Below are 21236 nucleotides of genomic sequence, written 5' to 3' on the forward strand. Positions count from 1 at the left end.
CCACGCCATGGCCTTGCCGATGGCCGCCACCGACAGGCTCGCCGCCTGCACCGCCCCCAGCGTCGCGTGCGACAGGGAGAGGATTCGTTTGACGTGCAGGTCCTCCTCGAACACTTCCGTCAGGAACCCCCGCACCTGCTCTTCGTCGATGGCCACCTTGCGCGTCATGGTGGCTGCCTCTTTGCGCGGATACCAGCGCCTTCGCACGCAGCCGCCGAGCGAGCGTGTGCTGATCAACTCGCTAGATGAGGGGATCCTTCAGGCCCCGGACGGGTGTCCCGAAGATGGGGGGCGGCGCCGTGCTCAAGGCCAACGCCCGCTCCCAGAACGAGGCGCTGGATGCCAGGGAGATGTTCGATGGCATCAAGGTGATGGATCCGGAAGCGACCCTGAGCATCGCGAAGAAGGGAGGCTTTGGCCTCCATGATGTCCCGGTCGCGGGCGGAAACATCATCGCGGCGCGCGACCAGAAGGGGCTCCTGCGGTTCGTGGTGGGAGAGCTGGGGCTGTACGGCGTCTGGCACGCGGAGACCTTTGGCAAGGAGATGACGGTCCAGTCCACGGACTTCGAGGAGCAGAAGCTGCTCAAGCGCGCCGAGCAGTCGGGCTACGACCCCGAGCAGTACCTGCTGTGGAAGAACGCCAAGGCCCGCATCCGGCGGACGTTGCTGGGGGAGCTGTCCGGGTCGGAGGACCACACTTCGAGGAAGAAGCGCGTCCTGTTCGTCCCGCAGTGGGCCTACCACATCGACATGCAGATGCTCTACGTGGGTAACGGCGCGTTCGCGCTCCACAGCTTCACGGAGCAGCACCGGCTGGTGGAGAGCTTCAGCGCGGAGGAGCTGCCGGGGCGCGAGGCGATGCTCAAGGACATCGCCGCGCTTCAGGACAAGTACGGGGCCGTGAATGCCCGGACGAAGGCGCTGCTCGAAAAGCATGCCTTCAAGGTCGTGGAGGTCGTGGGCGCCTTCCCCCTCAAGGTGAATAGCGCGCACGTGGACCGCTACCACACGCATCAGGCCGAGAACTACTTCTGCTTCGTGAATGGGATTGCCCTGGCGCCGGACAAGGTGGTCGTCGTGCACGACGACCGGAAGGGAAGGCACAAGCTGGCCGCGCGTGCCTTCGAGTGGCTCCAGAAGGCGCTGTCGGAGGTGGACATCGCTCCCGTCCCCATGCGCGAGCGTTTCTCCGACGCACTGTCATACATGCTCGAGCAGGAAGGTGGCTTCCGGTGCCGGAGCACCTCCTTCCCCGTGACGTGGCACCGGAGGCTGGTGGCCGTCCTGGAGGAAGAAAAGCGCGAGGCGGAAGAGCGGAGGCGGCTCGCGGAGCAGCAGCGGTTGGATGTGGGCAGTGCCGCCGTCCAGCGCCTGAAGGAGGAGGGCCTCTATTTCGAGCGTCTCAATGAAAGCAACGTGAAGACCCTCGCCGGCAGGGGGATGCTGGAGCGGGTGATTGCCGTCCTCCGGGAGATGGCGGAGGAGGACCCCCTGGACAGGAACAGCGCGGTGGCGGACCTGCTCGACGAGTAGGCCCCACCGGATGCGAAGCAGTGGGGCTCCGCATCCGGCGGTGCGCCGGGGAATCAGAAGCAGAAGCTGTTGCAGTACGTCGTGCTACCCCGGCAGTAGCCGGTCCCGGTCTCACACGCGAGGCCCTGCTCCTGGGAACCCAGGTCCACATCCGCGTCGGCGCTACCGCCGCAAGCCGTGAGACCGACAGCGCACATCGCCGCAACCATCAGGGAACGCCACATGGATGAGACCTCCAGGAGTCAGGTGGGACTGCTGGAGGATATAGGCACTGCGGCCGGAGCGTGCTCCACGCGCGCGGAGGCCGCGATGCAGAGCTGTGCGGCCCAGTACAGCAGCATGACGGCGTAGCCCAGGCCGGGCAGGGGCGTGACGAAGAGCCGGATGGAGAGCAGCCCGTCACTGGCGGAGAACAGCAGCGCGCCCCCGAACGCCAGCCATTGCTCGCGTCGAGGAAGCGCCGGAGCGCCCATCATGGCCGCCGCGCGCCAGCCCATGGTGCAGATGACGGCGACGTAGGCCGTCACCGGCGGCGCCATCCCGCCCAGGCCGGGCCACAGCGCCACGCCAGCGCCCACGGCCAGGAGCAGGAAGGGCAGGGCACGAAGCAGGGACCCCCGCCGCGTTACGGAGAGGAACGCGGCGGTGTAGCCCACGTGGGCCAGCAGGAAGGCCCCCAGGCCGGGCAGGAACAGGTCCCGGCTCACCTCCAGCAGCACGTCGCCGAGCAGCGACAGCGCCAGCCCCGCGAAGATGAGCCGCGCGTAGCGCCCCCGAGCGGGCCACAGCCACAGCAGCAGGCACACCATGGGCAGCGCCTTGGTGACGAGCCGCGCCTCCCGGGGCCCCACGTCCATGACGAAGAGGAAGCCCACCGCGCCCGCGAGGCTCGCCGCCGCCAGGAGCTTCGTCCCACCTGTCCACGACTCGCGCATGGAGCGGCACCTTAGCGCCGCTCCGGCGCGGGTGACGCGACGGGGGCGGCCGGCTGGGACGCACGTTTAACTCGGCTTAATTCAATTCGGGCGCGGCTCCGCGTGACTTGGGGAAACGACGTTTTCATCTTCGAGGCAGCTCCCGATGATCCAGTTCTCGCGCTTCCTGCCCCTGGCCGTACCTCCTCGCCCGGAGCCCCTGCCCGCTCCGGCCGGAAAGGCGCCCACGCTCCAGCCCGCGCCCCAGCCGCGGCCGTTCGGGGCGGTGTCGACGTTCGACGCCGCGCCCGCGCCCGCGAGCAACCTGCACACGGAGCGGCTGGGAGACGGCAGCGCCAACTGCCTGGAGAAGGCGGTGGGGCTGGCGCGGCCGGGGGACTCCATCGTCCTCATGCGTGACGCGAGCGACGGCGTGGGGCACGCCCTGGTGCGCAAGCCGGACGGCTCCGTGGTGGACCCCAACCACCCCACGGTGCGCTACGAGACGCTGGGCCAGTGGCAGGCGATGCACCCGCGCTACTCGCAGCCCGTCCCGGTGCCGGCGGGCAAGATGCAGCAGGTCCTCTCCACGCCCCCGGGGCCCCAGCGCGAAGCGCTCATCCAGAAGCTGGGACTGTCCGGCGTGGCGGACCGGCAGGTGGCGGACGGCGAGCGCTGGGTTTCACCGGACAGGAACATCAACCTCCGGAGTGACGCAGGCACGAGCTTCGGCATCATCGAAGGGTTGGTTGCGGGCGACAAGCTGAAGGTCATCGACCAGAACGAGGCCGGCACCTGGCTGAAAGTGGAGCTGGCGAATGGCACCCAGGGCTGGGTGTTCGAGGATTTCACCCAGCCAACGGATGCCCCGCCGCCGCCTCCGCCGCCGCTTCCTCCGTATGAGTCCCCGGTCCCCGCGTGGTTGGCGAACGGAACGAACCCGCCTGAGATCGAGGTCCACGTCTGGACGAAACTGTCTCAGGCGGCCCGCGATGAAGTCCGCCTGGACGGCTGGGAGGCGGTGGTGGCGAAGACCTGGCCCATGCCGGAGTTCGACGTCAACGGCCCACCGCCGCCCTCCGTGGACCCCCTGGTGTGGAACCACCTTCCGCCCGAGGGCAAGCAGTCCCTCTTCCGTGAAGAATGGCAGGCGGCGGTGCACGAGCACGCGTCGCTCCTCTTCAAGGGTGTCCCCGAAGGCGGCGTGCGGGTGGATCATCCCTTCCTCGGCACGGACAGCTCGCTGGGCCGTGGAAAGGTGGATCAGTGGCGCGAGTTCGCCGTGAACCCGAACTCCGCCGCGCAGTACCTCAACCTCCATCAGATGCTGGGCGACGGCTGGCGCACGTCCCACAAGAACCTGTGCGGTCCGCTGGCCGTGGGTGCGTCAATGGGGCTGCCGCCCGATGAAGCGCTGGCCCTCTTCAAGGACTCCGACGGCGCGACGAGCGCGAACCTGCTCAATGGCGGAGGGACGACCGACAACGCGGACCTGATGCAGATGTACGAGGCCGCGGGCTGGTCCTCGAAATACAAGGCGGAGAAGGCGCTCCCTCCCGAGGAGTTCGCGCGGTTCCTCGCCAACGGCGACACACTCGTCGCGCTGGTGGACATCGATACAGGCACCAAGGCGGACGGCAAGCTGAGCGCGTCCGGCACCGCGCACTGGGTGAACGTCCGCGCGGTGGAGGAGGGCGCCAACGGCGAGTGGACGGTGCGCGTCTACAACCCCTTCCAGAACCGCGAGGAGGTCTACTCGTGGAAGGACTTCGAGGCTTCGTGGGCGAAGACCGCGGATAACCGCTCCCACGGCCTGCTCGTCGCCACGCCGCCCCCGCCGGACGCCGCGACGTCTCCCTAACCTGGAGGCGGGAGGCTCAGGGCCACGGCGCCGCGGCCCCGGCGCTGTTCCCGGACCCATTGCTTGGAGGAGTGGAGCTTGCGCAGCACGCCCCGCAGCGACGGCTGCTGGCTGGCCATGAGCAGCAGGTAGCTCCACACGGAGCTGCCCCGGCGGTTCAACAGCGAGTAGGCGAACTGGGTCGCGTCCTGGTCCACGTAGCTGGGGACGTTCTCGAACCACTCGGAGCTGCTGCGCGCCGCCAACTGGATGGCCAGCAGGGAGGCGCGCCGCTCCTCGTCATAGGCCTCCAGCGCGGTGGGCAGGTCGTCCGGATGGGCTCGCAGCTGCCGCGCCAGCCCGATGGCGTCCTGCATGGCCAGCTTCGTCCCGGAGCCGATGGAGAAGTGCGTGGTGTGCGCGGCGTCGCCCATGAGCACCAGGTTGTCGTGGTACCAGCGCTCGTTGGTGATGCGCTTGAAGTTGAGCCACGGCGCCCGGCCCATGCCCTTCAGCTGGTTGAACAGCGACTTGCCCTGGAGCCGGCTCTGGAAGATGCCCTCCAGCTTCCGCAGCGTCTCATCCGGCCCCAGCGCGTCGAAGCCCAACGCCTTCCAGGTCGCCTCCTGGCACTCCACGATGCAGGTGCTGGTCTCGCTGTTGAAGCGGTAGCCGTGGAACCAGAGCCAGCCGGCGGGCGTCTCCTCGAAGGCGAAGGTGAAGGCGTCGAACACCTTGTTGGTGCCCAGCCAGATGTACTTGTTGCGTCCCTCCTCCACGTGCGTCTGGAAGTGATGGGCGTGGCGCTGGCGCAGCCGGCTGTTGACGCCGTCACAGGCGACGACGAGATCCGCATCCATGAACGCGGAGAGGTCCGTGACGTCGTGCTCGAAGCGGACGTCCACGCCCAGCCCTCGCGCCCGCCGGATGAGGATGTCCAGCAGCCGGTCCCGTCCCAGCGCGAAGCCATAGCCGCCAATGTGCGTCGCGTACCGGCCCCGCAGGTGCACCTCCTGCGTGTCCCAGCGCGCCGCGGCCTGGGCGATCCGCTGCGCGCTCACCGGGTCGTTCTGGAAGAGGTCGTCCAGCAGGTCATCCCAGAACACGACGCCCCAGCCGTACGTCACGCCCGCGGGGTTGCGCTCGACGACGGTGACGTCGTGCTTCGGGTTGGACAGCTTCGCCAGGATGGAGAAATAGAGCCCGGCAGGGCCTCCGCCAACACAGACCATCTTCATCGAATCCCCCCAACGCGCGAACGGCCCGGATGCTACAGGGCTGTCAGGGAAATCGACGCTGTCCGGAAGCGCTGTCTGTCGTTGCTGGCAGGACAGAGCGGGGATGGCTTGCGCGGTGGAGGACAGGCCGCGGGGCGACGTCCAGGAGCCGCTCCAGCTCCATTGTTAGAACCCCCTCCTCATTTCCCGGGACACCCCATGCGCATCGAACTCACTGGAAGGACTGCCCTCGTCACCGGCTCCACGGCCGGCATTGGACTGGCCACGGCGAAGGGGCTGGCGGCGGCGGGCGCGACGGTCATCGTCAACGGCCGCACGCAGGAGTCGGTGGACCGGGCCATCGCGGCGGTGCGCGAGGCGGCCCCGGGCGCCACGGTGAAGGGCTTCGCGGGGGACCTGAGCACGGCGAAGGCCACCACGGCGCTCGTCGCGGCGCACCCCCACTGCGACATCCTCATCAACAACCTGGGCATCTTCGGACCGAAGGACTTCTTCGACGTGTCCGACGACGACTGGAGCCACTTCTTCGAGGCGAACGTCCTGTCCGGCGTGCGGCTGTCGCGCGCGTACCTGCCGGGGATGCAGAAGCAGGGCTGGGGCCGCGTGGTGTTCGTCTCCTCCGAGTCCGGGCTGAACATCCCCACGGAGATGATCCACTACGGCGTCACCAAGACGGCGCAGCTGTCCGTCGCGCGAGGCCTGGCCAAGCGCATGGCGGGGACGGGCGTCACGGTGAACTCCGTGCTGCCGGGGCCCACCCTCTCCGAGGGCGTCCGCTCGATGCTCCGCGAGGAGCACGAGAAGTCGGGCCGGTCCTTCGAGGACCTCGCCGTGGACTTCATCCAGGCGAGCCGGCCCAGCTCCATCCTCCGCCGCCCGTCCAGCGTGGAGGAGGTGGCGAACATGATCGTCTACGTCGCGTCGCCCCAGGCCTCCGCCACCACCGGCGCCGCGCTGCGGGTCGATGGGGGCGTGGTGGACTCCATCGCCTGAGCGCCCGGGGCGTCGCGTGTGCAACAGTGTGGGCAGCCAGTGGGGTCCCGGGGCGGGCAGGCTCTACGGTGCCGAGATGGTGCTCGGCGTGGACCACGAGCGGACCTCTTCTCCCTGGGGCTGACGCTGCCGCCCTTCGCGGAGGACCTCCACCGGCGCGCCATGTCCTACCGCTCCGTGGACGTTGAGCGAGCGGCGGAAGGGCTGTCCGTGCCCCTGCGCGACATCCTCCGCACGCTGCTGCGGCCCGAACCCTCGGAGCGCTTCGCTACGGCGTCGGAATTGGAAGGCCTCTTGCGCGCGCGGCTGGCTCGGTTGCCGCCCTGCTCGGGTGAAGACGCGGTGAAGGAGGTTCAGCAAGCCCTCGCGGAGGCGGAGAATCAGCTTTGGGACATTGAAGTGCCGGACGAGGAGGGCGGGATTGCCGTGCCCATGCTCGACACGTCCCATCCGGACAAGGTTCCGACCGCACCCGCGAGCCGTGGAGGTTCACGAAAGCAGGCCACGTCGAAGCGCCACCCCGACGACGTGACGACCGTGCCAGGCCCTGGAGCGCGCCTGGCTGGGAGTCGGCAGCCCACGGGCTGAAGCCCTGACTCTCATCTCCCTCCATGTCCCGGGCGCCCGTGCCTTCCTGGTCTGACCTGTTTGTCAGGCTCGACGGTTATGGCTAGCTTCTGCACGCCGCACCGGGGTGCGGTCAGGAGGCGCGAGCGATGGGCAACCGCTGGTGGGCGGTGCTGTGGCTGGGGCTCCTTTCCCTGCGAGGCGCGGCCACGGCGTCGCCTGACTCCGAGGATTCGGTCCCCAAGGAGCCGCCTCGCTCCTGGTCTTCACTGACACGCCTGGAGGCAACGACGCTGACGTTTCAGCCGCGCGCGGGCGTGGGCACGGATGAAGGGTTCGTGCAGGTGGAGCCGACCCTCGTTTTCGACGGAGGCGCTGGGTTCGGCCTCAACCTGGGCGCTCCGGTGCGCCTGCGTCTGTGGGGTGGAGGTGAGGGTACGGGCCTCGTGAGGAAGGAGGATTGGGACAGCCTCTCGGACTTCGGGCAGGTGGTGCGCGGCCTCAAGCTGGGCTCGAACAACGCGCCCGTGGGCGTCTGGTTCGGGGCGCTGGAGTCCTACAGCCTGCTGTCCGCGCACCTCGTGCGGCGCTACTCCAACCGAAGCAATCCCGACTACCACCCGGCGGGCGGCTTCCTCACCGGCACGCTGGGACCCCTCTACACGCAGGCGTTCGTTTCGGATGTGCTGGGCGCGCGCCTCATGGGGGTGGAAGTCGCGCTGGACGTGCAGCACGTCCTCCTCGGCCAGCCCCGCGAGCAGGGCCGCTACACGCTGGCTCTCTCCGCCGTGCATGACTGGGGGAGGGCCGGAGGGCGCGCGCCCTCGGTGACGCTGGCGCATCTGGACGGCACCGCCGTGGTGGTGGTGCGGCCGGGCTTCGAGGCCCACCTGCTTGCCGGTTGGGGCGGACGGCCCGGTGCGGGCGGCGCATGGGGAGCGGTGGTGGGCGCGGGCGCCGATGCGGTGACGCCCACGCTGGACATGCGGCTGCGGTTGGAGGTGCGCAGGCAGCACGGCGGCTTCCGGCAGGGCTTCTTCGGCCCGGACTACGAATTGGCGCGCTTCAAGGTGGCGGGGCCGGAGGGATTTCCGCTGGCGGAGACCTCCTTCCCGGACGGCTACTCAGCATTTGGGGAGGCTGAGGTGGGCTGGGACGCGGTCCGCTACGGCGGCCTCTCCAGGCACCTGAAGCTGTCGCTGGGCGCGGAGGCCTTCTCGTGGGGCCGCTTCGACGTGGATGGGCGCGTGGCGGTGCAGCTCTTCGCGCGCAGCCTCGAAGTGGCGTTGAAGGGGCTCGGGGTGGGCATGGGACAGTCCGGGGCGCGCTATCTGGGGTCCGCCGAGGTCCGCTGGCGATTGCTGGGCGGAAAGCTCTACGCGATGGGGACGGGCGGCACGCTGCTGTTCCCCACGCCAGCGGGGACGCTGCGGCCAGGGGCGTTCGCCTCGGTGGGCCTGGGGGTGGACAATGCGCGCTGACGCCCTGTTGCTGGCCCTGATGCTGCTGGCCACGGGATGCGCCTCCGTGCCGAGTGCTCCCGGGCATGGCCGGAGCTTGAGCTACGCGCCGCGCGGGGCTCCTGCGCCCACTTGGGAAGAGGCTCCGAGCGATGAGCGCCCACGCGCATTGCTCTCTCCTCCGTCTGCCATCTCCGGGCCTGAGAGGTATCAACGGTTGCTGCGCCGCCAGGGGCCACGTGACGACGTGACCTCCGTGGGAGGCGGCGCTGTCGGGGGCGGGGTCCGGAACAGTGCATTGACGCGACAGGCAGTCCTCGACGCGACGAAAGACGTGAAGGGATCCCTGACCCGCGTCGAGGCCGCGTTCAGCAAGCTGGCGGCCCGTCCTCCGGACCCCTGGGGCTGGAGCCTGACTGGCGTCTTCACGCGCTACCTCGACCAGGGCTCCAAGCAGGCGACTTGGCTTCATGGCGCGCTTGGGAGCGCCACCGCGTTGACGGAAGCGGCCTCGGAAGTTGGCGACACGGACATGGAGCTGGGCCTGCTGCGCATGACGGGGCCGAAGCTCCAAGCGGCCCAGTTCGGGACGCTCCTCTTGGCCACCTGGGGGGACTTCCTGCATCTCGCGGACGCCGTGCTTCGCAACTGCCCCATGTGCAGCGCCGAGAAACTCTTCGTGGACCTTCATCGCGTGCAGGGGTTGATGGAGCCCACGCTGACGGATCTCGCCTCACTGGACCCAGAGCGGGTGGAGGCAGCGACCACCGCGATGCCCGAGCTGATGGGGAAGCTGACGCGTGAGTTCGACACGCTCCAGCGGGAGACCCGCGAGACCCTGAAGCTTGGCGGGCAGGTCCTCGCGGCGATGCAGGCGGTGGAGATGGTCACGATGCTCTCCACGATGAAGATGGCCCTGCCACGCGTGCCACCCTCGGCCCCTGCGGCGCTCGGCGTGGGCCTGGCAATGAGTTCAGGCGGCGTCATGGTGGGCTCGCGGCTGGTGGTCTCCGCCGAGTGGGTGGAGATGATGCGAAGGCTCGTGCAGGCGGGCGTCATCTCCGTGCCTGCCGTCGGCGCGGCCGTCCTCATTCAGGGCGGGCAGGTCACGATGGCCCAGGCGCAGCAGGACCTACCCAAGGGCGTGCGCGAAGCGCTGGGGGACAGCCCCGAGGTGCGCGGTATGCGGGTAACGGGCAGGGCGGGGGCGGGAATGTCGGATGCCCCGAAGCACCATGTGCTGCCGCAAGAACACCGCGAGTGGTTCGAGCAGCGCGGCTTCAAGGGCGACATGGACATCGACCAGTTCTGTGTCCGCCTGGAGCGGTCTCACCATGAGGCGATTCACGGAGGGGGGAACTGGAAGCTGGGGCGCATGTGGCCTGATGAGTGGAACAGGAGGATCATGGATGCTCTACAACGAGCCGAACGCAGGGAGGGCCAGAAGTTGACGCGGAATACGATCCTGCGGATCGTCGCGGAGAACATGAGGAGCTACGACATCCCGATGAAATTCACCCAAGGGAGGAGCCGATGACCGATGGGCGTTCGTGGCAGGGGAATTGGATAGCCCGCATGTATGAGCGAGTCCGTGAGCGAGGTTACGGCTCGGTCACTGCCTTTGCCGAGGACCGTCCCACCGCATCCCTTGTCGCACTTGCAGAGGAGCTTGGTCCGGATGACGTTGCGGGTGTTCAGGTTTTCAAGGGGCTGGTCGCCGAGGCTGAACGCAACAAGAGGCTCACTCGATTGGTGCGTGGGCAGCTCGTGCGCGAGTTGTACGAACGTCTCCCCAGTGGCTGGCCTGTCGCGCTGGAAGGAGAGGCACGAACGGAAGTTGCGATAGCTCTCGGCCAGTGGTTCGCCTACACCCCGGAAACACACCAGGAGCGTGTTGACCGCGCTAGTGACGCTCTCTTCGCCAATCCACCGCCCGCTGGCTGGCGTCCGCTCGGTCCTGACGACGCGCTTCTCCGGACGCTCCTCCCCGATGAGGAGGCCTGACTGGAAGCGGAAGCCGCTACGGGAACCTCACGTTGCCGAGCGTGATCGTGCGCGGCCCGTCTTCCTCCCACAGCTTGAGGGAGAAGGCTCCCTGGGCCGCCCCTGAAGCGTCGGCCTCCACCACGACGGGCACGAACTCACCTGTTGAGATGGGCTGTTGCTGCCAGAGCCGAAGCACCTTCAACTCCGCTCCGGTCTTGCCCCGAAGCGTTGCCCCCTTCGCGACCCATGGAGGAGCACCCCGCTGCAGCTTCAGTCTGACCTCGACAGCAACCCCCGTCGCGGACCGGTAGCTTTTGACGGAGGTTGCCGCAAGAGCGTCCCCAGCCGCAGGGGTGACGTCCTTGGTCACGAGTCGTCCGGTCACGCCATGCTCGTCCAGAGCACCGGACGAGACGAGGCCTGACAGCCCGCCCGGAGCATTCTGCTCGGCCACCAGTCGCGCGACCTCGCCCTGGCAGCGCATCAACTCCGCACGAACCTCCCGGATCTCTTGCTGGTACGTCTCGATCGTCCGGATGCCGCGATAGACCTCGATGAGAGGGTCTGCCTTCGCGGGATGCGCCCGGAGAAGGAACGAGGCACTGACTGGCGCCGACCCATCCCGGAAACGCACGACCAGATGCAACCTCTCCCCAGCATTCAAACGGGCTGAAGGCACCAACCTCAAAGTGGTCTGCCCTACATCCACGAGGGAGAAGTGGTCCCGGCCCTCCAGTTCGACTGCGTCGCGCTTCAAATCGGAGTCGAAGAGGAACGTCGTCGAAAGGTGAGCGCTGATCGCGATTTCGTGCGCGGAGGAGGGGGCGTCAGGAGCCAACTCAATCCGGCGTACGCCCGGCGACGAACCATCAGCTTCTGATTGAGCGACCGACGCTCCACTCGCGAGCACGAGCCCAAGGAGCACGACGAAAGAGGAAGAAGACACTCGACGATGGCTCCCGGGTCATCCTGCTACTCGAACTCGCTTACCGCTTTCACCTGGCCGGTCGTGAAGATCCGGGCACTGGAGGGTGAGTTGTCTCCAGGCTCGCGGGCCATGCCCCGGTCACCTTCCTCCGCGAGGACCTCCATGCACACGGGGAAACTGTCCCCTGCCGGCGTCGTTGCCCAGGTCAGGCGTCCATACACGCGCTCCCTCACGATGAGCCGGCCAGACAGCACCGTGCTGCTCGGCATGTCTCCCCAAGTGCCACCCAGGAGCAACTGCGTTGGCCCCTCCCGCACCGAGATGTACGTCGGAACGCCGTCGATGAAGACCGCATGGAATTTGTCACCTGGAGTGATGCTCAGCTTCTCCATGGCCTTCACCGCCCCCACCGGACACGGCTCTGGCGGCGGAGGCGGGCGCACCTGCGGCCCGGGGCATGCGAGCGCGGTGCAAGCCGCCGCCGTGCTCATCGCACGGGCCATGACACGCATGCCCTTCTTCGCGGGCTTCGAGGGGAACTGAGGGGGCAGGGTGTCTTCCGGCTGCATCGTCACGGTGGCTGAGTCCTCCTGAAGCGTCGCGGGGAGCGCGACGACCGCGGCGGTGGTCTCCGGCCCGGTGGGAGCCGCGGCGCGGTCAGCTTGAGGCGGCTTGCCGGAGGGCGCTACTTCCTGACGGATGGAGACGCGCGACATCCCGAGTCCCCACACGCCCCCCCGCCAGGACGAGCACCAGGGCGAACGCCATCCATGCACGGAACGCTCCGCGCTTCACGGGCGCCACACGCACGGTTGTCGCGGCATTCGCGTCCCCAACTGGCGCCACTTTCAGGGGAAGGCGTTGGCCCCGGCGGGGACGGTGCCGGGGCTCGTTCCGCCACTGCTCGAAGCTGTCGAGGTCCTCCCCCTCCGTCGTCGCGGAGTCCTCGGCATAGGCATCGCAGAGCGGTACGTCCCACGTCGCGTCGGCGCCACGGAGCGCCTCCTCCAGGGACTCGCAGAGCCGCTGGGCGCTCGGCGTGCGCGTCTCGGGCGTCTTCTCCAGGAGCCGTAGGCACACGTCGCCCAGCGCCCGGGGCACGCGCTCGTTCTCCTCGTGCGGTGGCGTGGGCGCGCTGGAGAGAATCGCCTCCGTGAAGCTGGCGGCATCCTCGCCATCGAAGGGGAAGCGCGCCGTCAGCAGCCGGTAGGCGACGAGCCCCAGCGCCCACAAGTCGTCCGCCGGTCCCGCCGTGTACCGGGCGTCCGGCGCCTCGCGATGAGCGCGCAGGAAGCGCCACGCCTCCGGGGCGCGGTAGTCCACCGTCCCGGGCGGGAGGATGTCCGCCGTCAATTCACGCGCGCCCGCGTAGTCGCCGATGCCGAAGTCCACCAGCTTGGCCACGCCATCCGAGTCGCGCACCATGACGTTGGCCTCCTTCACGTCCCGGTGCACCACCCCGTCCGCATGGGCGGCGGCGAGCGCCCGCGCCACCCCCAACAGTACGCGCGCCGCCTGTCGCGCCGTGGGGTTCTCCGCGTCGGCCCATTCGTCCAGCCGGCGCCCGTCCACGTACTCCATGACGATGACGGCGAACTGGGGCCGGGCCACTGGCCAGTAGCCGTGGCCCAGGATGCCCACCACGTTGGGGTGCCGCAGCCGGGTGAGGATGGAGACTTCGCGCTCCGCCCGCTCGCCCACGCGCGGCAGGTGCAGCAGCTTCAGGGCAAAGCGCTGGCTCTCGCAACGCGCGAGGTACACCGTACCGAAGCCGCCCTGCCCCAGCTGGCGCTCCACCGTGTAGCCCAGCACCCGGGTCCCCGGAGTCAACACGGACAGAGGCGGCCCCCGAATCATGGTTGCCCTCTCTCTGACTCCCAGCCTTCTCGCATGCGGCAACGCTTTGGGATGCATCCAGCTGGGGACTCGTGGAGTCCACTGAAGCGCTTCCAACCTCCAGCATTCATCCCTGTGAGCCCTGGGCTACGCTGCGCCCTGCCATGAATGAAGAACTCGGCATCACCATCGGCACGGAGGCCCGCGCGGCCCGCCAGCACCTGGGCCTGACGCAGGCCGAAGTCGCGGAGCGCATCGGGCTGGTGCACCCCGTCTACAACCGTCTGGAGCGCGGGAAGATGCTTCCCAGCGTCCCTTCTCTCTACCGCCTCTGCCAGGAACTGCGCGTCTCCCCAGAGAAGCTGCTGGGCCTTACCGCGACGGGCGACGTGCGCAAGGGCACGAAGTCCAAGCCCAAGGAAGAGGACGCCCCGGAACTGCGGCGCCTCCTGCACCTCGCACGCAAGCTGGATGCGGAGAAGCTGGACGCCCTGCTCCACGTCGCCTCGGCGCTGGCACGCTGAAGCGTTACTCCCGCTTCAAGCCCTCCAACTCGTGGACCTCCAGCCCCTCGCGGAAGAGGCCGCCCTCGCCAAACTCCACCGCGTCGCGAAGGCCGCTGCCCTCCGCCAGCACCTGGGCCCACTCCGCCGCGGCTTCCTGGCGGCCATAGCCCGGGTGCCGCCTCGCCAGGGCGACTCGCATGGCATCCCTCATGTCCGCCGCCGTGGCGAACCGCTCGTCGGGGTTGGCGCGCAGCGCGACGTGCAGCATCGCCTTCACGTCCGGTGAGGCGTAGGCTACGTCTCCGCGAACGAGGTTGGCGGGTGACTCCTCGCGCCCCACCACCAGCGAGTATGCCGCGCCGAAGTTCGTCAGCTTCACCTCGCCTTGCGTCCCCACGTAGACGTGCCGGGGGTTGACGTCGCGGTGGATGACGCCCAGCGACTGGCCGGCCGCGTCCGTCAGCGTGTGCGCGTGGTGCAGCGCCTCCGCGATTTCCGCGCCGACGTAGAGGGCGAAGGACTCGGAGACGGGCCGGCCGCGCGCCACGCCCGCGCTCACCAATGTCTCCAGTGAAGGGCCGTCCACGGACTCCATGACGACGTGCAGCGCGCCCTGGCGCACCTTGCGGTGGAAGACCTGCGCGATGGCCGGGTGGCGCAAGCGGAACGCCAGTTGAATCTCCTCTCCCAGGCGCGTGCGCTGAAGGTACGTGGAGGGGTTCGCCAGCCTCCGCACGAAGCAGAAGCCGGGCAGCGTGGGGGCCCGCTCCGAGAAGCGTTGGGCCAGCATCAGCAACTCCCCCGTCTGCATCAGCACCAACTCGCGGACGGCCTCGTAGCGGATGCCGTCGAGGGTGAAGAGATGCAGAGGCCTGTCAGGCGTCGGCGGAAGCTGCCTGCGACGCTGGGCGGCTTTCGTGCGCGCCAGGTCATCCGTCGTCGTGTCGGGCATGGCTCCTCGGGAGGCGGAAGCAAAGCGCAGCGCCTTTCCGGGGATTTGAGCGGATTCGACCTTTGAAGTCCATATCGGTGAACTTGAAAGGTCGATTCCTCGGTCTGGGTGAGGGGGCGGCCCGTCAGAGCCCCAGGTACGTGAGCAGCGCGCCCAGGTCCGCGTCGGACAGAGCCTCCGTGCTGTAGAGCGGCATGTTGCCGCCCACGCCGAAGAACGGCCCGTGCCGTACCTTTTCGATGACCACCTGCGCGTGCGGGATGCCCGGGAAGGCCTGGTCGTAGGTCTGCGTCACCTCCGGCAGGACCGACGCGAAGTCCGTCAGCCGTCCTTCGCCCGTGTGCGTCGCGCCGTGGCAGTGGTGGCACGCGGCCTCGTAGACCGCTTTGCCTCGCGTGACGTCGCCCCGGGGCACGTCCTGGATGTCCTTCACCACCGTGAACGGCAGCGCCGGTGCCTGCGCGTCCGGGCTGATCCGCGACAGGTACTCGTACAGCGCGCGGGAACGCGGCTCCTCCGCCCCCAGCTTCGTCACTCCGCGCATGAAGTTCACGTAGCAGAAGTTCACCGCGTCCAGCAGCTGCGTCTCGTTGCCGCCCCACCAGCTCGGCCGCGCCGCCACGTTGTACAGCGTGTGCCCTGAGTCGATGCGCCCCGCCTGCGCCTCCGGCGTCGTCACATGACACGTCGCGCACGAGAACGTGTTGTACTCGCTCGGCGACAGCCACGCGTCCTGGAACAGCGCCTCCCCGTAGTCCGCCGCGGCCTGGGGCCCCGCCGTGTCGCCGCCGCACCCGGCCAGCCCCCCCACGAGCAGCGCAGCCACTCCTCCACGCAGGCCCCTCATGGCTGCCCCCGCAGCAGGCTCACCGAGTCCGGGAAGATGCCCATCTTCACCGTGGACAGCACCGTGCCCTCCGCCAGGTCCACGACGTGCAACGTGCCCGGGCCGATGTGGTCCCCTTCGCAGACCGCCAACCCGTGGCGCTCGTCCGGCGTCAGCATGAACTGGTGCACGTTGAGACAGCCCGCCTGCGACAGCTGCACCGTGCGCTGCACCGTGGACGTCGCCGCGTCGATGACCGCCACCGCGTCCTCCTGCTGATAGGGCATGTAGAGCGTGCGGCCGTCCTGCGTGAACGTGCCGAACATGGGCGCGCCGCGCAGGTACACCGTGCGCTCCGGGTTCATCGTGCGCGTCCCGGGCTCCAGCACCTGCACCTGCTTGCTCGCGAGCGAGCTCACCCACACGTCCCCCGTCGTGGGCGACACCGTGAGCGCGTACGGCTGATGGCGCGGATTCACCGCCGTGCCCGAGCCCGCCGCCACCTTCACGCGCGTCACCGGCATGCCCGCCGCCGCCAGGTCCACCACCGCGACCTCGTCCGACCAGCACGCCACGTACGCCGTGCGCTCATCCGCGGACAGGCGCACCGCGTGCGGCGCGGGGCACACCGGCACCCGCTCCTTCACCGTCATCGTCTCCGCGTCGAGGATGACCATGCGCGCGACCATGTCCTTCTCCGGCCCGCCCTTTCGCGCCACGTCCGCGATGCGCAACAGGTCGAAGTGCGTCTGGTACAGCGTGCGCCCATCCGCGCTGACGATGACGTCCCCCGGGTTGCGGTCCACGCGCGTGGACGCCACCAACCGGTTGTCCTTCGCGCTCAGCTTCAGGCAGTAGCCGTCCGCCGTCCCCGTCCCATGCGCGCCATGCGGACCCGAGCCGCCGCCAGGCACGTAGTTGGAGATGCCCACGTAGTAGTAGTCACCCGCGGGAGACACCGCCGTGTGGTGCGGCCCCTCCAGCTCCACCGGATGGAGCCCCACCGGCACGCGCGCCAGCTCGCCCCAGCCCGGCGTCCCCAGCCCGTCCATGTCCAGCAGGCTCACGGAGTCATCCAGGCTGTTCGTCACCAGCAGCCGCCCGGACGGCCCCGGAGGAGGCACCGTCGTCCCTCCCCGCGTCCACGGGTTCGGATCCGCGTACGTCAGCTCGGGCACGCCCGTGCCCGGCTCCGGCGGTTCGGCCTCGGTGCACGCGCCCAGCGCCAGCGCGCAAAGCCAGGCAGCGCGCCTCACCTGGCCATCCCCATCGCGAAGGGCACCGGAGTTCCCAGCGAGTACGGCCCCTCCGTGATGCGGTTCTGCACCAGGTACGCGCTCACCACCTGCACCGTCAGCGCCTTGCCCGCCGCGTCCTTCACCGTCTGCCATGAGCCGTCATCCAGCTGCCACTGCAACTCCGATGTCAAAACCTGTGCGATGGGGCACTCGCGCCCGGCGGCATGGACCTTCACCCAGTAGATGTCGCCCGTGTACGGCGGCAGGTGGGCCTCCGCGGTGGGCAATACCCAGTTCCCCAGCCACGCGAGCACCGAGCGCTTCGACTCTCGCGGGCGGCCCTCCAGGAGGGGCGACGTGCGTCCCGGGCGCTCCAGCGACGCGCGCAGCGGGGACGTCCACTGCCACAGCGGCGCGGACTGGTCCGTCCAGTACGCCTGCTCGGACTCGGGCGACGTGAGCGTCACCGCGCGCGAGCTGTCCTGGGGCTGGTTTCGCGCATCCACCAGCGTGCGCCACGCCTCGTCCGTGGCGCCGCCCGCGTAGAGCGGCTCCTCGCACTCGGTGACCTGGGGCTCGGTGTCGTCGCCATCGCACGCGCTCAGGGCGAGCAGCGCGACCGCGGCGGTACTCCATGGCAGGGACGTCTTCAGCTTCATGGTCATGGGGCCTCGCGCCGCCGGCCGCGGCGCATCGAGGGGAGCAAGGGGAGCAAGGGGAGCAGGAACAGGGGGAGCAGCGTGCCCGCGGGCGCGGCGGTGCAGCCGGAGGACGGCTTCGGCTTCGGGTCGGAAGGCGTGCCCGCGTCGTCGTCCGAAGGCTGCACGCCCGCATCCGGCACCCCCGCGTCCGGAACGCCATCCGGGTAGAGCGGGGCGCCAATCGTCTCCGCGACCTGGGGCCAGCGCGACGGACACAGCTCGCGCACGGGCGTGCCCGCCGGGCACTGATGGCTGCCCTGGATCTGCTCCAGGCTGAAGAGGGGCTCCCAGGTGGTGCCGTCGTCGCTGCTGCGCGCCAGCGACCAGTCATGCAGCCACGGCGAGCCGCAGCCGTAGATGACGTCTCCCACGCGCGTCACGCACGCGTTGCCGGTGGGCAGCACCAGCTTGGAGAAGGCTCCGCCCGCCTGGCTGCGGAAGAAGGAGTTGTACGTGGACACCCACGCGGTGCCGCCGTCGGCGGAGACGTCCATGTTGATGAACACGTCGTCGATGCCGGCGCCCGTGCGCGCGGTGAAGGTGCGCCCGCCGTCCGTGCTGTGCAGGATGTGCGTGTAGCCCTGCGCGGACACGCGCGCCCAGACGCCGCGCGGCTCCACGGGGTCTGTCGCCGTCACCACGAAGTCGAACGGGCGCACCAGGTCCGGGAAGGCCTGCGGCAACTCCTCCCACGTCTCGCCCGCGTCATCGCTGCGGAACAGGTACATGCGCGTCGTGTCCGACGCGGACACGTAGAGCGTGCGCGGATCCGCGGTGGACACCCGCACCGCGGAGAAGAGGACCCCCGCGCGCTGGAGCCCCAACGGCCGCCACGTCTCCCCGCCGTCCTCCGAGCGGAACACCCCGTTCGTCGCCTGCGTGGAGCGGCCCGTGGCCACGTACAGCACCGCGTCATCCGTGGGGTGCGCCGCGAGCCCCGTCACCCAGGTGTCCTTGAACGCCGGGTGCGACGTCCACGAACACGCGCCGTCCTTCGAGGACAGGAGCGCGTTGCCGGTGGCCGCCAGGATTTCCCCTGTCCCGCGCCAGACGAAGGACTCCGGTCGCCAGCCGCCATACCCCATGGCATCCGGACACACCCAGCGCCACGTCCGCCCACTGTCGCGCGAGATGACCGCGCCGAACGTGGCCCCCACGAAGAAGTCCTCGGAGTGGCCCCGCCGCAGCGTGACGTTGGAGGTCTCCGGCAGGCCCGCGTGCGCCCAGGCCGCGCCCGAACCCACCAGGCTCAGGAGGCCGGCCACCGCCGCCCCCCGCCAACCCCCCGTGATTCGTCGCGTTCGCATCCGGCGCTCCGGGGCAGGCCTCATGGCCCCCCACGATAACGTCCGGCCCGCGCCTGCATAGCGGTGCGTGCGGCCCGAAAGTCGCCCCTCCCCGAAGCGCCCGGCAGGGGAGCGGCCGCGCGGTCACTGTTTCCCGGCGGGCACGTCCAGGACGGTGGGCAGGTCCAGAACGGTGAGTGTGGCGATGCCCATGTTCGCCGTGAGCCCCGACGGCTGGACGCAGGCCGCCAGCGTGGTGAGGGTGGGCACGGCGGTGACCAGGCGCACGCCGTGGCCCGCGTGACGCCCGGAGCCGATGAGCCCCTCGGACGTGAAGACCTGCATCCCTCCGTCCACGACGGCCTCCACCCGGGCCAGCTCCACGGAGGACTTCTCCCCGTTGGACCAGGTCACGGTGGCGGTGGATGCACCGCCCGTGCCGCCAATGCAGGTCGCGCGCTTCAGGTGCTGCGTCTCCATGCCCACGGCCACCATCACCACGCCGTCGTTGACGGGGCAGCCGTTGAACTGGAGCGACTCGCGCTGCACGGCGTTCCGGGGCGTGGTGAGCAGCAGCCCGGGACGGTAGGCCTGCTGGAGCGACCCCGAGCACACCACCACCGGCGCCTCCCCCAGCGCCCGCGCCGCGTCCGTCATCGACGCGGGCAGCTCCGCCTGCGCCAGCGCATCCTCTCCCCACACCGCGTCCTCCGCCGGGGCCGCGTCCTCTGCTGGCACGGGCGCCTCGGCCTGCACCCGGGCTTCGGGCGCCTTGGCCTGCACCGGGGTTTCGGCCTGCGCTGGCGCCGCGAGGGCCTCGGGCTCGTTGGCGCGGGCGGTTCCTCCGGACGCGAGCATCAGCAGGCAGCCGCCTCGCGCGAGGAGGTTCAGCGCGCGGCGTGGGTGGGACGGCTCCAGGACCTTGAGAGAACGGAAGGAAGCGGGGCGCGACGTCATGAGGGAAGACACCTTGGGTAGGAGTCCCTGGGGCAGGGATGCCAGAAGGTGGGGAATCCCTCTCACGCAAGACAGCCACCCCGAAGCGCAGGGTTCATGCAGCCCCCAACCTCTCAGGTTTTGCGCATCCGATTCGCGCGGTGGACAGTATGTCCAAGGCCTGCCGCTCTTCACTGCGCTGGCTGGCTTTCCCTGTTTCAGAATGCTACGGAATCAGGGGCCCGGACCCAGGCGTGGACCCCCTTTGTCCGCCAGGGTGTCCGGGAGGGACGACAAGGCCGTGACTCCAGACGATTCGAACGTGGGTGACGTGGCCGCGGGCCCTGGCTCCAGCGTCACGCGGGGCGTGTGGGCGCGGGTGTTGAAGGGCGCGGTGGAGGACGCCGTGCGTGCCTACGAGGCGATGGGCGCGGGGCAGCGCGAGCGGGTCCTGGAGGAGGCGCTGGCGGTGCCCGCCGACACGCGCACCCGGCTGGTGGAGGTGCTGCGGCAGGCGCGCGACTTCGCGGGCGCGGCGCGGCTGCTGGAATCGGATGGAGACGACCGGGGCGCGGCGCCGCTGTACGAACAGGCGGGCGCGCCGCTGCTGGCGGCGGAGGCGTGGCTGAGGGTGGGGGAGCAGGCCCGCGCGGCGGCGGCCTTCGAGCGGGCCGGTTCGCTGGAGCAGGCGCTGTCGCTGTACCAGGCGCTGGGCGCGCGCGAGTCGCTGGCGCACCTCCTGGGCCGCATGCACCGGCCCATGGAGGCGGCGCAGGTGTTCCGGGTGCTGGGCAACGCGCACGCGGAGCTGGAGATGCTGCGCGCGGTGCCCGCGGACGACCCGCGGCGGCCGGAGGCGGTCCTGCGCATGTGCGAGCTGCTGGACGCGGAGGGCGCGACGTGGCGCGCGCTGGTGCTCCTGGCGGACGGCATCAAGCACGCGTCAGGGGCAGGGCTGCTGCTGCTCCAGGCGGAGCAGGCGCGGCTGCTCCAGCAGCTGGGGCTTGCGTCGGCGCCGGAGGGCTCGGTCGCGGCGGAGAAGGCGCAGCCGGTGGTGGATGGCTATGGCTATCTGAAAGCCATTCCCATCTTCGATGGTCTGTCTTTGGAAGACATGCGCGACCTCTACCGCCTGGCGCGGCCCGTGCTGGTGCCCGCGGGGACGACGGTGCTGGAGAAGGGCGCGAAGGGGATGGGGCTGGTGGTGATGCTGGAGGGCATGGTGAGCGTGTCCACCGGCCCGGGCCCGGACGCGCGCCAGCTCAACATGCTGGGGCCGGGCGCGTTCCTGGGGGAGATTTCCCTCATCCTCGACAGCCCGGTGACCGCGCACGTGCGCGCGCACACGGTAGTGCGCGCCCTGCGCGTCACGCGGACGGACTTCCAATACTTCCTGGAGACGCACGAGGCCGCGGCCCTGCGCATCTACCGGCTCTTCACCCAGAGCCTGGCGGAGCGCGTGAAGGCGCTGAGCGGGTGACGCGTCCCGCACCC

20 protein-coding genes are annotated in these 21236 nt (G+C 69.7%); 9 read left to right on the forward strand and 11 right to left on the reverse strand.

Annotation, left to right across the window (positions count from 1 at the left end):
* Positions 1 to 284 precede the first annotated feature (284 nt).
* Positions 285 to 1535 carry a hypothetical protein gene (locus tag D7V80_RS16255; RefSeq protein WP_120589028.1) on the forward strand — a complete coding sequence of 417 codons (1251 nt, stop codon included), beginning with the start codon at positions 285 to 287 and terminating at the stop codon, positions 1533 to 1535.
* A gap of 242 nt (positions 1536 to 1777) precedes the next feature.
* Here D7V80_RS16255 and D7V80_RS16260 read toward each other — a convergent pair whose 3' ends face one another.
* A complete protein-coding gene (locus D7V80_RS16260) occupies positions 1778 to 2470 on the reverse strand; it encodes a lysoplasmalogenase (protein WP_120589029.1) in 693 nt (230 codons plus the stop codon).
* A 145-nt stretch (positions 2471 to 2615) separates the two neighbouring features.
* Between D7V80_RS16260 and D7V80_RS16265 the strand changes: the two genes are divergently transcribed.
* Entirely contained in the window at positions 2616 to 4310 is a 1695-nt protein-coding gene (locus D7V80_RS16265) for an SH3 domain-containing protein (protein WP_120589030.1), read from the forward strand.
* Here D7V80_RS16265 and D7V80_RS16270 read toward each other — a convergent pair.
* Positions 4307 to 5527 carry an FAD-dependent monooxygenase gene (locus D7V80_RS16270; RefSeq protein ID WP_120589031.1) on the reverse strand — a complete coding sequence of 407 codons (1221 nt, stop codon included), beginning with the start codon at positions 5525 to 5527 and terminating at the stop codon, positions 4307 to 4309. The two genes, D7V80_RS16265 and D7V80_RS16270, sit on opposite strands and share 4 nt — an antisense overlap.
* Before the next feature lie 198 nt (positions 5528 to 5725).
* Between D7V80_RS16270 and D7V80_RS16275 the strand changes: the two genes are divergently transcribed.
* The 5 genes from D7V80_RS16275 to D7V80_RS16295 all read left to right on the forward strand — a co-directional run bounded on the left by D7V80_RS16275 (position 5726) and on the right by D7V80_RS16295 (position 10551).
* The gene (locus tag D7V80_RS16275; RefSeq protein WP_120589032.1) at positions 5726 to 6520 is read left to right on the forward strand and encodes an SDR family NAD(P)-dependent oxidoreductase; all 795 of its coding nucleotides are present in this window, start codon (positions 5726 to 5728) and stop codon (positions 6518 to 6520) included.
* Positions 6521 to 6682: 162 nt separating this feature from the next.
* A complete protein-coding gene (locus D7V80_RS16280) occupies positions 6683 to 7108 on the forward strand; it encodes a hypothetical protein (RefSeq protein ID WP_199738678.1) in 426 nt (141 codons plus the stop codon).
* A 128-nt stretch (positions 7109 to 7236) separates the two neighbouring features.
* Complete coding sequence (locus D7V80_RS16285) at positions 7237 to 8568, forward strand: hypothetical protein (protein ID WP_199738679.1); 1332 nt, start codon at positions 7237 to 7239, stop codon at positions 8566 to 8568.
* Between the two features lie 277 nt (positions 8569 to 8845).
* Positions 8846 to 10084: a DUF2380 domain-containing protein gene (locus D7V80_RS16290; RefSeq protein WP_370452503.1), complete on the forward strand. Its 1239-nt coding sequence runs from the start codon at positions 8846 to 8848 to the stop codon at positions 10082 to 10084.
* Positions 10081 to 10551, forward strand: a complete 471-nt coding sequence (locus D7V80_RS16295) for an NUDIX hydrolase (protein WP_120589034.1) — start codon at positions 10081 to 10083, stop codon at positions 10549 to 10551. Before D7V80_RS16290 ends, D7V80_RS16295 begins: the two co-directional genes overlap by 4 nt.
* 16 nt (positions 10552 to 10567) lie before the next feature.
* Here the strand turns inward: D7V80_RS16295 and D7V80_RS16300 are convergent, their stop codons facing one another.
* The 3 genes from D7V80_RS16300 to D7V80_RS16305 are packed head-to-tail and all read right to left on the reverse strand — an operon-like array spanning position 10568 to position 13318.
* On the reverse strand, positions 10568 to 11479 hold the full coding sequence (locus D7V80_RS16300; RefSeq protein ID WP_120589035.1) for a DUF2381 family protein: 912 nt from the start codon (positions 11477 to 11479) through the stop codon (positions 10568 to 10570).
* 26 nt (positions 11480 to 11505) lie between these two features.
* On the reverse strand, positions 11506 to 12177 hold the full coding sequence (locus tag D7V80_RS42775) for a hypothetical protein (RefSeq protein ID WP_233585401.1): 672 nt from the start codon (positions 12175 to 12177) through the stop codon (positions 11506 to 11508).
* A complete protein-coding gene (locus tag D7V80_RS16305; RefSeq protein ID WP_233585403.1) occupies positions 12119 to 13318 on the reverse strand; it encodes a serine/threonine-protein kinase in 1200 nt (399 codons plus the stop codon). The genes D7V80_RS42775 and D7V80_RS16305 overlap by 59 nt, the downstream gene beginning before the upstream one ends.
* A 143-nt stretch (positions 13319 to 13461) precedes the next feature.
* Between D7V80_RS16305 and D7V80_RS16310 the strand changes: the two genes are divergently transcribed.
* The gene (locus tag D7V80_RS16310) at positions 13462 to 13821 is read left to right on the forward strand and encodes a helix-turn-helix transcriptional regulator (protein WP_120589036.1); all 360 of its coding nucleotides are present in this window, start codon (positions 13462 to 13464) and stop codon (positions 13819 to 13821) included.
* A 4-nt stretch (positions 13822 to 13825) separates the two neighbouring features.
* Here the strand turns inward: D7V80_RS16310 and D7V80_RS16315 are convergent, their stop codons facing one another.
* The 6 genes from D7V80_RS16315 to D7V80_RS16340 form a co-directional block, all read right to left on the reverse strand.
* Complete coding sequence (locus D7V80_RS16315; RefSeq protein WP_120589037.1) at positions 13826 to 14755, reverse strand: protein kinase; 930 nt, start codon at positions 14753 to 14755, stop codon at positions 13826 to 13828.
* A gap of 124 nt (positions 14756 to 14879) precedes the next feature.
* Complete coding sequence (locus D7V80_RS16320) at positions 14880 to 15602, reverse strand: c-type cytochrome (RefSeq protein ID WP_120589038.1); 723 nt, start codon at positions 15600 to 15602, stop codon at positions 14880 to 14882.
* Positions 15599 to 16837 carry a YncE family protein gene (locus D7V80_RS16325; protein WP_120589039.1) on the reverse strand — a complete coding sequence of 413 codons (1239 nt, stop codon included), beginning with the start codon at positions 16835 to 16837 and terminating at the stop codon, positions 15599 to 15601. Before D7V80_RS16325 ends, D7V80_RS16320 begins: the two co-directional genes overlap by 4 nt.
* Positions 16834 to 17484, reverse strand: coding sequence for a hypothetical protein (locus D7V80_RS16330; RefSeq protein WP_233585405.1), 651 nt, complete (start codon positions 17482 to 17484; stop codon positions 16834 to 16836). The genes D7V80_RS16325 and D7V80_RS16330 overlap by 4 nt, the downstream gene beginning before the upstream one ends.
* A complete protein-coding gene (locus D7V80_RS16335; RefSeq protein ID WP_120589041.1) occupies positions 17481 to 18827 on the reverse strand; it encodes a hypothetical protein in 1347 nt (448 codons plus the stop codon). The genes D7V80_RS16330 and D7V80_RS16335 overlap by 4 nt, the downstream gene beginning before the upstream one ends.
* Positions 18828 to 18950: 123 nt before the next feature.
* Positions 18951 to 19763, reverse strand: a complete 813-nt coding sequence (locus D7V80_RS16340; protein WP_120589042.1) for a hypothetical protein — start codon at positions 19761 to 19763, stop codon at positions 18951 to 18953.
* A 244-nt stretch (positions 19764 to 20007) separates the two neighbouring features.
* Here D7V80_RS16340 and D7V80_RS16345 point away from each other — a divergent pair, with 244 nt between their 5' ends.
* The gene (locus D7V80_RS16345) at positions 20008 to 21222 is read left to right on the forward strand and encodes a cyclic nucleotide-binding domain-containing protein (protein WP_120589043.1); all 1215 of its coding nucleotides are present in this window, start codon (positions 20008 to 20010) and stop codon (positions 21220 to 21222) included.
* Positions 21223 to 21236 lie beyond the last annotated feature (14 nt).

It is taken from the genome of Corallococcus sp. CA054B (assembly GCF_003611625.1).
Lineage (GTDB): Bacteria > Myxococcota > Myxococcia > Myxococcales > Myxococcaceae > Corallococcus > Corallococcus coralloides.